3 protein-coding genes are annotated in these 14,418 nt (G+C 71.2%); all 3 read right to left on the reverse strand.

Annotation, left to right across the window (positions count from 1 at the left end):
• Positions 1–91: 91 nt before the first annotated feature.
• Positions 92–12,760 (reverse strand): non-ribosomal peptide synthetase, encoded by a 12,669-nt coding sequence (locus tag FHS13_RS01750; RefSeq protein ID WP_184286270.1) that lies wholly within the window; start codon positions 12,758–12,760, stop codon positions 92–94.
• 142 nt (positions 12,761–12,902) lie between these two features.
• Positions 12,903–13,325, reverse strand: coding sequence for a nuclear transport factor 2 family protein (locus FHS13_RS01755; protein WP_184286272.1), 423 nt, complete (start codon positions 13,323–13,325; stop codon positions 12,903–12,905).
• Positions 13,326–13,375: 50 nt separating this feature from the next.
• A complete protein-coding gene (locus FHS13_RS01760) occupies positions 13,376–14,416 on the reverse strand; it encodes a branched-chain amino acid aminotransferase (RefSeq protein WP_184286275.1) in 1,041 nt (346 codons plus the stop codon).
• Positions 14,417–14,418: the final 2 nt, after the last annotated feature.

A 14,418-nucleotide genomic window follows, 5' to 3' on the forward strand; every position in this document is an offset into this window, starting at 1 on the left:
GGTGTCCGACGTTCGCCGGGGTGGTGGGGCGAAGGGGCGGGGAACGCCCCGGACGGGCGGGGACACCGGTTCGGTGTCCCCGCCTGCCTGCTCAGAGCCGGACGCCCTGGCGGGTGCGCCGGCTCAGCTTGGGCCGGGCCCGCTTGGCGGGGGTCGCCTGACCGACCTTGTGGGCCAGTTCGGCGACGGTGGGGGTCTGGAAGAGGTCCTTGAGTGTGATCTCCACGCCCAGGGAGGAGCGGATGCGCGTCATGAGGCGTGCGGCCAGCAGGGAGTGCCCGCCCAGGTCGAAGAAGGAGTCGTCGATGGTCACCGACTCCAACTCCAGGACCTCGGCGAACAGCCCGCACAGGACCTCCTCACGCGCATCGCGCGCAGCACGCCCCCGCGACAGCGCCCCGAAATCGGGCTCGGGCAGCGCACGCCGGTCCACCTTCCCGTTCGGGGTCAGCGGGATCCGGTCCACCACCACGACCACCGACGGCACCATGTGCTCGGGGAGCGCCTCGGCAGCCCGGGCCCGCAGCTCCACCGGCTCCAGGTCCGCCCCTGCTTCGGGGGCCGCGTAGGCCACCAGGCGCTTCTCCCCCACCGTGTCACCGTGGGCCACCACCACGGCCGCCGCCACCTGCGGCAGCGCCGTGAACGCGGCCTCGACCTCGCCGGGTTCGATCCGGAAGCCGCGGATCTTCACCTGGCCGTCGGCACGGCCCACCACGACCAGATGGCCGTCCTCGGTCCACTTTCCCAGGTCACCGGTTCGGTAGATCCGCTCCCCCGGACCGCCGAACGGATCGGGCAGGAACCGCTCCGCCGTCTCGGTCGGACGCCCCAGGTATCCGTGCGCCAGTCCGACACCTGCGGCGTAGACCTCGCCGACCACGCCCACGGGGAGCGGGCGCAGCCGCTCGTCCAGCACATGCACCCGCTTGCCCGCCAGCGGGCCGCCCACCGGCACGCGGCCCTCGGTGACGGAGGAGAGGGTTCGTGCGTTGGTGAAGATCATCGCCTCGGCCGGCCCGTACCCGTGCACCAACCGCACCTGCGGGAACGCCTCCCGGAACCGGCGCAGATGCTCCACCGACGGCGCCTCACCACCCGTCATCACCTGGAGCACACCCGCGAACACCTGCGGGTACTCGTCCAGCAGCAGGTTGAAGAGTCCCGCCGACAACCACAGCGTCGTCACCGACTCGCGCACCACCAACTCGGCGATCCGACCCGGCTCCGGAGACCGCTCCGGCTGCAGCACACAGGCCGCGCCCGACAGCAGCGCACCCCAGAACTCCAGCACGAACCCGTCCCACGACACCGGCGCACACTGCAACCACACCTGGCCAGGGGACAGATCCACGAAATCCTGGCCCAAGAACGTCCCCACCACCGCACGATGCGAGGTCAGCACACCCTTGGGACGCCCCGTCGAACCCGACGTGAAGATCACGCACGCACCGTCGGCGGGGTTCGCCCGGGCGTCGGGGACGCTGCCGGGCAGGTGGGAGATCGTCTCGGCGTCGGCATCCACCAGGACCGGCTCCTCTCCCGTGGGCACCCGGTCGGCCTCCTCGCTGCGTGTCACCACCGTGCGCACCCCGGCACTGCCGGCCAGGGAGCGCAGCCGCTCGTCGGGGAATCCCGGATCCAGGAGCAGGTACGGCGTTCCCGCCTTCACCGCCGCCAGGACCGACACCGCGAGATCGGGGCCGCGTTCCAGCAGGATCGCCACCACGTCACCCCTGGCCGTTCCCCTCGCGAGGAGATGGTGGGCCAACCGGTTCGCGCGCTCGTCCAGTTCGGCGTAGGTCAGCCGCTCCTCACCGAACACCACCGCCACCGCGCCCGGGCCCCGGCGGGCATGCTCCTCGAACACCTCCGCCATGGTCCGGTCGGCCGTCCCGCTCCCGGTGGCGTTCCACGCCTCCAGCGCGCGCCGGTCCTGCTCAGGCACCACGTCCATGCCGTGCACCGGTACACCGGTGTCCCGGACGATCTGCTCCAGCACCCGCACCAGCACACCGGCCAACCGGCGCACCGTCGACTCCTCGAACAGATCCACCGCATAACCCACACGACCGCGCAGACCGGAACCGTCCGACTCGAAGCCGATGCTCAGGTCGAATTTCGCGACGTCGAGGTCGTCGTCCAGATCCGGGGTCGCGGTGACGCCGGCGAGGTCGATCGCGTCGATGCCTCCGTGTCTGAGGGTGAGCATGACCTGGAACAGCGGGTTGCGGCCCGCCGAACGCACCGGGTTCAGCTCCTCCACCAGCACGTCGAACGGCACGTCCCCGTGCTCCAGATCCACCAGGGCCCGATCCCGCACCCGACCCAGCAACTCACCCAGCGACGGATCCCCCGACACATCCACCCGGGAGACCACCGTGTTCACGAAGAACCCCACCAGGTCCTCCAGAGCACGGCCCGACCGCCCGGCCACCGGCGTGCCCAGCGGAATGTCCGGCCCCGCGCCCAACCGAGACAGCGCCACCGCCACCGCGGCCTGCAACACCATGTGCAGCGTGCACCCGTGAACACGCGCCACCCGCTCCAACCTCTCGGCCATACCTTCAGGCAGGGAGATCGGCACGAACCCACCCCGGTGCGAAGCCACCGCAGGACGCACCCGGTCCCACGGCAGAACCAGCTCCTCCGGAGCACCCTCCAGAGCCGTCCGCCAGTACTCCACCTGACGCGACAGCACACTTCCGCCGTCCTCGTCCGAACCCGCCCCGCCGGACGAGCCCAGCCATTCCCGCTGCCAGAGGGCGTAGTCGGCGTACTGGACCTCCAACGGCTCCCAGGCCGGCACCTGCCCAGCCACCCGGGCCCGGTAGGCCTCCTCCAGATCCCGCAACAGCGGACCCATCGAGGCACCATCGCCCGCGATGTGGTGCACCAGCAGCTCCAGACACCACCCGCCGCCGACATCCTCGGACAACCGCGCCCGCACCGGCAGCTCCGCCGACAGGTCGAACCGGTGCCCGGAGAGCGGTGGGAAGGAGGGACCATCCGCGGCACGCGCGCATTCCAGTACGAGCATTTCGCGGGCCGGTCCGGGGTCGAGGATGTGCTGGTAGGGCTCGCCCTCGGTTTCCCGGAACACCGTACGCAGCGACTCGTGGCGCTCCACCACATCACCCAGCGCCGCCTCCAGCGCACCCGCATCCACCGCATCCGACAGGCGCAGCACCACCGGAATGTTGTACGTCGTGTTCGGACCCTCCAACCGGTCCAGGAACCACAACCGCCGCTGGGCATAGGACAGCGGAATCCGCTCCGGACGCTCCATATGCCGCGGCTGCGGACGCCGGCCGCCCTTGCGTCCCTCTTCCCCGAGGACTGCGGACAGCGCGGCCACCGTGGGATGGAGGAAGAGGTCCCGCAGACCGACTTCGGATCCGAACACCTCCCGCATCCGGGCGATGAGGCGTGCGGCCAGCAGGGAGTGCCCGCCCAGGTCGAAGAAGGAGTCGTCGATGGTCACCGACTCCAGCCCCAGGACCTCCGCGAACAGCCCGCACAGGACCTCCTCACGCGCATCGCGCGCAGCACGCCCCCGCGACAGCGCCCCGAAATCAGGCTCCGGCAGCGCACGCCGGTCCAGCTTCCCGTTCGGGGTCAGCGGCAGCCGGTCCACCACCACGACCGCCGACGGCACCATGTGCTCGGGAAGGACCGCCGATGCCGACATCCGGACCTGGGCGGGGTCGACCTCGGCCTCTCCCGCAGGAACGACGTAGGCGACGAGGCGCTTCTCGCCCACCGTGTCACCGTGGACGAGGACGGCTGCGTGGTCCACTCCGGCCGTGCCCGCGAGTGCGGTCTCGACCTCGCCGGGCTCGATCCGGAAACCGCGGATCTTCACCTGGCCGTCGGCGCGGCCCACCACCACCAGATGACCGTCCTCGGTCCACTTCCCCAGGTCACCGGTCCGGTACATCCGCTCGCCCGGAGCACCGAACGGATCGGGCAGGAACCGCTCCGCCGTCTCGGCCGGCCGGCCCAGATAACCGTCGGCCAGGCCCACACCCGCCGCATACACCTCACCGGCCACGCCCACGGGGAGCGGGCGCAGCCGCTCGTCCAGCACGTACACCCGCTTGCCCGCCAGAGGCCGACCCACCGGCACGCGACCCTCGGGAACCTCCTCCACCGCCATCGCGTTGGTGAAGATCATCGCCTCGGCCGGCCCGTAGCCATGCACCAGCCGCACCCGCGGGAACACCTCCCGGAACCGGCGCAGATGCTCCACCGACGGAGCCTCGCCACCCGTCATCACCTGACGTGCGTACGAGAAGGTGTCCGGGTGCTGGTCGAGGAGCAGGTTGAGCAGTCCCGCCGAGGCCCAGAGGGTCGTCACACGGTGCTGGACACACAGTTTCTCGATCAGTTCGGGCTCCGGGTTCCGTCCTGGTTGGAGGACACAGGCCGCGCCCGACAGCAGCGCGCCCCAGAACTCCAGCACGAACCCGTCCCACGACACCGGAGCACACTGCAACCACACCTGATCCGGAGACAGGTCCACGAAATCCTGGCCCAGGAATGTCCCCACCACCGCACGATGCGAGGTCAGCACACCCTTGGGACGCCCCGTCGAACCCGACGTGAAAATCACCCCGAACGGATCCCCCGCCCCCACACCGGCATCCGGAGCCATCCCCGACCGCGACGCGATCACCTCCGCGTCGGCATCCACCAGGACCGGCTCCGCTCCCGTGGGCACCCGATCGGCCTCCTCCCGGCGTGTCACCACCATGCGCGCCCCGGCGCTGTCGGCCAGGGAGCGCAGCCGCTCGTCGGGGAATCCGGGGTCCAGGAGCAGGTACGGCGTTCCCGCCTTCACCGCCGCCAGGACCGACACCGCGAGATCGGGGCCGCGCTCCAGCAAGACCGCGGCAACCTCGCCCCGCGCGACCCCGCGCGCCACCAGGTGGTGGGCCAGCCGGTTCGCGCGCTCGTCGAGCTCGGCGTAGGTCAGCCGCTCCTCGCCGAACACCACCGCCACCGCACCCGGATCCCGGCGGGCATGCTCCTCGAACACCTCCGCCACCGTCCGGTCGGCCACCCCGGCCCCGGTGGCGTTCCACGCCTCCAACGCGGCTCGATCAGAATCCGACACCACGTCCACCCCGTGCACCGACGCGCCGGTGTCCCGGACCATCTGCTCCAGCACCCGCACCAGCACACCGGCCAGCCGGCGCACCGTCGACTCCTCGAACAGATCCACCGCATAACCCACACGACCGCGCAGACCGGAACCGTCCGACTCGAAGGCGACAGTGAGGTCGAACTTGGCCGCGTCGACGGAGGTGTCGGCCTCGACCACCGCGCCGATCCCGCCCAGGTCGACGTCTCCGAAGGTGTCGTGTTCGAGGGTGAGCATGACCTGGAACAGCGGGTTGCGGCCCGCCGAACGCACCGGGTTCAACTCTTCCACCAGCACGTCGAACGGCACGTCCCCGTGCTCCAGATCCACCAGGGCCCGATCCCGCACCCGACCCAGCAACTCACCCAGCGACGGATCCCCCGACACGTCCACCCGGGAGACCACCGTGTTCACGAAGAACCCCACCAGGTCCTCCAACACACCCTCACCCCGACCGGCCACCGGCGTACCCAGCGGAATGTCCGGCCCCGCGCCCAACCGCGACAGCGCCACCGCCACCGCGGCCTGCAACACCATGTGCAGCGTGCACCCGTGAACACGCGCCACCCGCTCCAACCTCTCGGCCATACCTTCAGGCAGGGAGATCGGCACGAACCCACCCCGGTGCGAAGCCACCGCAGGACGCACCCGGTCCCACGGCAGAACCAGCTCCTCCGGAGCACCCTCCAGAGCCGTCCGCCAGTACTCCACCTGACGCGACAGCACACTTCCGCCGTCCTCGTCCGAACCCGCCCCGCCGGACGAGCCCAGCCATTCCCGCTGCCAGAGGGCGTAGTCGGCGTACTGCACGGCGAGAGGAGCACGGTCGTCCGTGACGCCGGCGCGACGTGCCTCGTAGGCGCGAGTCAGGTCCCGCAGCAGCGGCCCCATCGAGGCGCCATCGCCCGCGATGTGGTGCACCAGCAGCTCCAGACACCACCCGCCGCCGACATCCTCGGACAACCGCGCCCGCACCGGCAGCTCCGCCGACAGGTCGAACCGGTACTCGGCCAGGGGGACCGAGATGTCGGTGTGCTCGCCCCGGTCGAGGACGAGCATCTCCCTTGCCCGATCGGTGTCGAGGATGTGCTGGTAGGGCTCGCCCTCGGCCTCGCGGAACACCGTGCGCAGCACCTCGTGCCGCTCCACCACATCACCCAGCGCCGCCTCCAGCACGCCGGCGTCCACCGTGCCCGACAGACGCAGCACCACCGGAATGTTGTACGTCGTGTTCGGCCCCTCCAACCGGTCCAGGAACCACAACCGCCGCTGGGCATAGGACAGCGGAATCCGCTCCGGACGCTCCATACGCCGCGGCTGCGGACGCCGGCCGTCCTTCCGTCCCCCTTCCCGGAGCATGGCAGCCAGTTCGGCGACGGTGGGGGTCTGGAAGAGGTCCTTGAGCGTGATCTCCACGCCCAGGGAGGAGCGGATGCGCGTCATGAGGCGTGCGGCCAGCAGGGAGTGCCCGCCCAGATCGAAGAACGAGTCGTCGATGGTCACCGACTCCAACTCCAGCACCTCCGCGAACAGCCCGCACAGGAGCTCCTCACGCGCATCGCGCGCAGCACGCCCCCGCGACAGCGCCCCGAAATCGGGCTCCGGCAGCGCACGCCGGTCCACCTTCCCGTTCGGGGTCAGCGGCAGCCGGTCCACCACCACGACCGCCGACGGCACCATGTGCTCGGGAAGCACCGCCGACAGTTCGGACCGAAGCTCCGGACCGTCGATCCGGGGTGAGTCGTCAGCAGGTACGGCGTATCCGACCAGCCGCCTGTCACCGGAGCTGTCCTCGTGCACGGTCACCACGCCTGCGGCCACCTGGGGCAGCGCGGCGAGTGCGGTCTCGATCTCGCCGGGCTCGATCCGGAAGCCGCGGATCTTCACCTGGCCGTCGGCGCGGCCCACCACCACCAGATGACCGTCCTCGGTCCACTTCCCCAGGTCACCGGTCCGGTACATCCGCTCCCCCGGACCGCCGAACGGATCCGGCAGGAACCGCTCCGCCGTGGCCACCGGCTGACCCAGATAACCGTCGGCCAGACCCACACCCGCCGCATACACCTCGCCCACGACCCCGACCGGCACCTGCCGCAACCGGCCGTCCAGCACGTACACCCGCTTGCCCGCCAGAGGCCGACCCACCGGCACTCGGCCCTCGGAAACCTCCTCCACCGCCATCGCGTTGGTGAAGATCATCGCCTCGGCCGGCCCGTACCCGTGCACCAACCGCACCGGCGGGAAAGCCTCCCGGAACCGGCGCAGATGCTCCACCGACGGCGCCTCACCACCCGTCATCACCTGGCGCACACCCGAAAACACCCGCGGATACTCATCCAGCAACAGGTTGAACAACCCCGCCGACAACCACAGCGTCGTCACCGACTCGCGCACCACCAACTCGGCGATCCGACCCGGCTCCGGAGACCGCTCCGGCTGCAGCACACAGGCCGCCCCCGACAGCAGCGCACCCCAGAACTCCAGCACGAACCCGTCCCACGACACCGGAGCACACTGCAACCACACCTGATCCGGAGACAGATCCACGAAATCCTGGCCCAGGAAAGTCCCCACCACCGCACGATGCGAGGTCAGCACACCCTTGGGACGCCCCGTCGAACCCGACGTGAAAATCACCCCGAACGGATCCCCCGCCCCCACACCGGCATCCGGAGCCGCCCCCGACCGCGACGCGATCACCTCCGCGTCGGTGTCCACGAGAACGGGGGCATGGGCGGTGACCACCCTGTCCGCGAACAGTTCGCGTCCGATGACGTAGCGGGTGTTCGCGCTCTCCGCCAGGGAGCGCAGCCGCTCGTCGGGGAACCCCGGGTCCAGGAGCAGGTACGGCGTTCCCGCCTTCGCAGCGGCGAGGACACCGACGGCCAGGTCCGGCCCGCGTTCCAGCAGGATCGCCACCACGTCACCCTTGGCCGCTCCCCGCGCGAGGAGGTGGTGCGCCAGCCGGTTCGCGCGCTCGTCGAGCTCGGCGTAGGTCAGCCGCTCCTCGCCGAACACCACCGCCACCGCACCCGGATCCCGGCGGGCATGCTCCTCGAACACCTCCGCCACCGTCCGGTCGGCCACCCCGCTCCCGGTGGCGTTCCACGCCTCCAACGCGGCTCGATCAGAATCCGACACCACGTCCATACCGTGCACCGACGCACTGGTGTCCCGGACCATCTGCTCCAGCACCCGCACCAGCACACCGGCCAGCCGGCGCACCGTCGACTCCTCGAACAGATCCACCGCATAACCCACACGGCCCCGGAGTGCTCCGGCGGAGGTCCGGGAGAAGGACAGCTCCAGGTCGAACTTGGCGATGTCGTAGCCGGGGTCCAGTTCCGGCAGGGCGGAGGTGCCGCCGAGGTCCAGGGGCACCAGGGTGTCGTGTTCGAGGGTGAGCATGACCTGGAACAGCGGGTTGCGGCCCGCCGAACGCACCGGATTCAGCTCCTCCACCAGCACATCGAACGGCACGTCCCCGTGCTCCAGATCCACCAAGGCCCGATCCCGCACCCGACCCAGCAACTCACCCAGCGACGGATCCCCCGACACATCCACCCGGGAGACCACCGTGTTCACGAAGAACCCCACCAGGTCCTCCAGAGCACGGCCCGACCGCCCGGCCACCGGCGTGCCCAGGGGGATGTCCGGCCCCGCGCCCAACCGAGACAGCGCCACCGCCACCGCGGCCTGCAACACCATGTGCAGCGTGCACCCGTGCGCACGCGCCACCCGTTCGAGAGCCGCACCCACCTCGTCGGGCAGAGCCAGCGGTACGAACCCGCCCCGGTGCGAGGCCACCGCGGGACGCACCCGGTCCCACGGCAGAGCCAACTCCTCCGGAGCACCCTCCAGAGCGGTCCGCCAGTACTCCACCTGACGCGACAGCACACCCGTGCCGTCCTCGTCCGAACCCACCCCGCCGGACGAGCCCAGCCACTCCCGCTGCCAGAGGGCGTAGTCGGCGTACTGGACCTCCAGCGGTTCCCACGCCGGAGCCTGACCGTCGTTCCTGGCCCGGTAGGCCTCCTCCAGATCCCGCAGCAGCGGGCCCATCGAGGCACCGTCACCCGCGATGTGGTGCACCAGCAGCTCCAGACACCACCCACTGGGCTCTTCGGCCAACCGTGCCCGCACCGGCAGCTCCGCCGACAGGTCGAACCGGTACTCGGCCAGGGGGACAGGTGAGGACGCGGCTTCCGCCCCGTGCTCGAACACCAGCGCCTCGCGGGCCGGTCCGGGGTCGAGGACGTGCTGGTAGGGCTCGCCCTCGGCCTCGCGGAACACCGTGCGCAGCGACTCGTGGCGCTCCACCACATCACCCAGCGCCGCCTCCAGCACGCCCGCGTCCACCGCACCCGACAGACGCAGCACCACCGGAATGTTGTACGTCGTGTTCGGCCCCTCCAACCGGTCCAGGAACCACAACCGCCGCTGCGCGAACGACAGCGGAACCCGCTCCGGACGGTCCACCGGAACGACCGCCGGCAGTTCCGGGGCCCGGGGGCCGCCGTCCGCCACCTGTTCCGCCAGGGCCGCCACCGTCGGTCGGGCGAACACCTCGCGCAGGGTGACCTCCGAGCCGAACACCTCCCGCATCCGGGCGATGAGGCGTGCGGCCAGCAGGGAGTGCCCGCCCAGGTCGAAGAAGGAGTCGTCGATGGTCACCGACTCCAGCCCCAGCACCTCCGCGAACAGCCCGCACAGGACCTCCTCGCGCGCATCGCGTGCGGCACGCCCCCGCGACAGCGCCCCGAAATCGGGCTCGGGAAGCGCACGCCGGTCCAGCTTCCCGCTGTCGTTGAGGGGCAGCGCGTCGAGCGGCACCACGGCCGAGGGCACCATGTGCTCGGGGAGGACCTCGGCAGCCCGGGCCCGCAGCTCCACCGGCTCCAGGTCCGCCCCCGGCTCCGGAACCACGTAGGCCACCAGGCGCTTCTCCCCGACGGTGCCGCCGTGGGCCGTCACCACGGCCGCCGCCACCTGCGGCAGCGCCGTGAACGCGGTCTCGACCTCGCCGGGCTCGATACGGAAACCGCGGATCTTCACCTGGCCGTCAGCACGGCCCACCACCACCAGATGACCGTCCTCGGTCCACCTCCCCAGGTCACCCGTCCGGTACATCCGCTCCCCCGGACCGCCGAACGGATCCGGCAGGAACCGCTCCGCTGTGGCCACCGGCTGACCCAGATAACCGTCGGCCAGACCCACACCCGCCGCATACACCTCACCGGCCACGCCCACGGGGAGCGGGCGCAGCCGCTCGTCCAGCACATACACCCGCTTACCGGACAGCGGACGGCCCACCGGGGCGCAGTCCCCGGACATGTCGTCCAACGTCATCGCGTTGGTGAAGATCATGGCCTCAACAGGCCCGTAGCCATGCACCAGCCGCACCCCCGGGAACATCTCCCGGAACCGGCGCAGGTGCTCCACCGAGGGCGCCTCGCCACCGGTCATCACCTGGCGCACACCCGAAAACACCCGCGGATACTCGTCCAACATCAGGTTGAAGAGCCCCGCCGACAGCCACAGCGTCGTCACCCCGTGCTCGGCCACCAGAGCCTCGATCAACTCCGGGCGCGTGTGCCGGCCCGGCTGCAGCACACACCGCGCCCCGTTCAGCAGAGAGCCCCAGAACTCCAGCGCGAACACGTCCCACGACAGCAGACCCGACTGCAACCACACCTGATCCGCACCGAAGTCCGCGAAGTCCTGACCCCGCAGCGTCCCCACCACCGCACGATGCGGCACCAGCACACCCTTGGGACGCCCCGTCGAACCCGACGTGAACATCACACACAGGCCGTCGGCCGCGCCCAGGGGCACACCCGGGGCCGCCCCCGGCCGCGACGCGATCACCTCCGCGTCGGTGTCCACCGCCACCGGCGGGAAGACCGTGGACACGCGCCCCGCCTGCTGCGCACACGTCACCAGGTGACGCGCTCCCGCACCCTCCACCAGCGAGCCCAGCCGCTCGTCGGGGAAGGCGGGATCCAGGAGCAGGTACGGGGCCCCCGCCTTCACCGCCGCCAGGACCGACACCGCGAGATCGGGCCCGCGCTCCAGCAGGACCGCCACGACCTCGCCCCGCGCGACCCCGCGCGCCACCAGGTGGTGGGCCAACCGGTTCGCACGCTCGTCGAGCTCGGCGTAGGTCAGCCGCTCCTCACCGAACACCACCGCCACCGCGTCCGGAGCCTCCCGCACCCGCTCCCCGAACACCTCGGCAGCCGTCCGATCGCACACCCCGCTCCCGGTCGCGTTGAACTCCGTGATCTGGCGGAGGCGGTCGGCCGGGTCCAGGCCGTCGGCGTCCCGCACCGCCGTGTCGGGTGCGGCGCACAGCTGCTCGACCAGGGCCTCGAAGCTCCGGCGGTGGCGCTCCAGCTCCTCGGGGGAGAAGACCGCCGGGTTGGCATCGAAGTCGACGTGCAGGGGGCCTCCGCGTTCGCGCTGGAGGATGTCGATCCGCAGTTCCTCGATCGGTCCCTGGAAGATGTTGTGCGACGTCGCGTGCAGGCCCGCGAAGGAGAGGCCGTAGTCGAACGCCATGATGTTGACGATGGGTCCGCACTCGTGCCGCGCGTCGGCGGTCTGTCCGAGCATGCGCAGGGCCGAGGCGATCGGGTGGCGCTGGTGGGGGAGGCAGGCGCGCAGGTCGGCGGCCACCGTCCGGGCGAGTTCGGCGAACGTGGTGCCGGGGGTGACCGAGCAGCGCAGCGGGACGACGTTGGACTGCATACCGGGGGTCCGGCGGCTGAGCGGGGTGGCCCGCGCCGCGACGGGCAGGCTGAGCAGGACGTCCTCCTCCCCCGACCACTGGCGCGTGTAGACCGCGGCCGCGGCCATGAGCACCTGTTTCCACCCCGTCCCGATCCGGGCGGCCGCCGCCTCGATGCGGGCCAGCCCCTCCTCCCCGATGACGCTGGTGGAGCGCAGGTGGTGGTGGGAGGGCGGGGCGACACGGCCGGTCAGGGAGGTGTACGACGGGGCCCCGGCCAGCCGGGCCTCCCAGTAGGCGCGGTCGGCGGCGCCCTCGTCGCCGGTCCGGTAGCGCAGGTTCTCGTCCAGCAGCTCCCGGAAGGAGCCGAAGGCCGGAAGAGGGTCGGCTCCGGCGGCCAGGTCGGTGTACACCTCGGCGGTCCGGCGGGCCAGGAGCATGAAGGTGTAGCCGTCGACGACGAGGTGGTGGGCGCGCACGTACCAGAGGTGGTGCTGCTCGCCGATCCGGAAGAGGACGAAGGCGCACAGGTCGTCCGTGTACGGGTCCGGTGCGCGGCCCACGTCCTGGCGCATCCACTCCAGTGCCGCGCCTCGGGGGTCGGGGGCCCCGCTCAGGTCGACCACCCTCAGGGGCCGGCGTGCCGAGGGGTCGGGGTACTGCACCGGTCCGGAGTCGGTGCCGATGAAGCGCAGCCGGAGGTTCTCGGACTCCTCGACGACCCTGTCGACGGCACGCGCCAGCACCTCGGCGTCGAGCGGGCCTTCGATCTCGTGGTACTCGGCATTGACGAACATCGGTGTCGCAGGGTCGGCCTGCTGGGCGAACCAGATCCCGCTCTGCGATTCACTGAGCGGCCAGGTCTCGTCATGGTGGGGGGACATCGCACGGTTCCTCGTCGTCGGGTGATCACAGAGACCGCCGTTGCGGTACGAGCAGAAACGTAGTTCCGCGTCTCCCGTGTCCCCGGCACACGAGCGGGGCAGATCGACGGCAGTTGCCGGTCTGCCCCGTCCGCTGCCCCGGTCAGACCATGGGCGAGAAGAAGTAGGTGTCCCGGCGGCGGAAGCGGCCGTCCGGCCCGGAGGTGAAGAAGTCCGCGTAGCGCAGGGAGACCGAGGTGCCGTCCTTGAGGACGCCGGCGAAGCTTCCCTGGACGGCCACGCGGCCGTCCTCGCCCACGACCACGGAGTCGGGGGTGTGGACGCCTTCGCGGATCACCCTGGCCTCGCGGTAGAACCGCTCGAAGGAGGTGCGCCCGACGATCGGCTGGTAGCCGGGGCGCTCGTAGACGACGTCGTCGCTGAAGAGTTCGAGGAGCCCGCCGATGTCTCCCCCGTCCACCCGGGCGTAGACCTCGCGGGCACGGGCGTCCAGCTCACCGGCGGAGGCGGGCGCCGGCCGGGAGGGGGCGGAGGGAAAGGCGCGGACGGTGTCGGTGACGGTCATGGTACGGCTCCTTCTGGGGGGGTGGTGCGGTCGTGATTCGGGAGTGGATGTCATCGGGCGGGGACCGGCCTCAGCCAGCCGCGGTGGTCGGGGACGCGTCCGTGCTGCACGTCGAGGAGGGCGCCGCGCAGGGCGCGTGTGACGGGACCCGGCGTTCCGTCGCCGATCGTCCAGTCGCCGCCTTCGTCGCGGACCCGGGAGACGGGGGTGACGACCGCCGCGGTGCCGCAGGAGAACGCCTCGGTCATCTCGCCCGACTCGCATTCCTTGCGCCACTGCTCCAGCGAGACCCGTTCGACGACCGGGGTGTGTCCCAGGTCGGCGGCGAGGTCGAGGACGCTGGCCCTGGTCACGGAGGGCAGGACCGTACCGGTGAGCTCCGGGGTGACCACCCGGGCCCCGTCGGGGCCTCCGCGGACGAAGAACAGGCTCATGGCGCCCGCCTCCTCGATCCAGCGGCGCTCCTCCGAGTCGAGCCAGACGACCTGTTGGCATCCCTTCTCGGAGGCGCGGTTCTGGGCGAGGTAGGTGGGGGCGTAGTTGCCCGCGCACTTGATGTCCCCGGTCCCACCGGGCATGGCGCGGCTCTGGTCGTGGCACACCCACACCGAGATGGCGTCCGCGTCGCCGAAGAGCCCGCCGGTGGCGAAGGCGATGAGCAGGAAGGTGTACCGGCGTGCGGGCCGGAGCATGAGGTCGGGTTCGCTCGCGAACATGAGGGGGCGCAGGTAGAGGCTCTGCGAGCCGTCGCCGCCGAGCATGCCCCCGTCCACCGCCACCAGTTCCTCCGCCGCCGCGAGGAACACCTCCTCGGGCAGTTCGGGCATGGCGAGGCGGCGGGCGGAGTCCCGGAAGCGCCGGGCGTTCTCCTCGGGGCGGAAGAGGGCGAGGCCTCCGTCGCGCCCCCGGAACGCCTTGAGGCCCTCGAAGACGACCTGGCCGTAGTGCAGTCCCACCATGGCGGGGTGCATGGGCAGCTCCCCGAAGGGGACAGTCCGCGCCGGGGACCAGCCGCTCTCCTCGGTCCAGTCCGCCAGGACCATGTGGGCGGTGAAGGCGTTTCCGTAGGCCGTGGTCTTCGTGCCGGTCATGG

The organism is Nocardiopsis algeriensis, from assembly GCF_014203695.1.
Taxonomy (GTDB): Bacteria; Actinomycetota; Actinomycetes; order Streptosporangiales; family Streptosporangiaceae; genus Nocardiopsis; species Nocardiopsis algeriensis.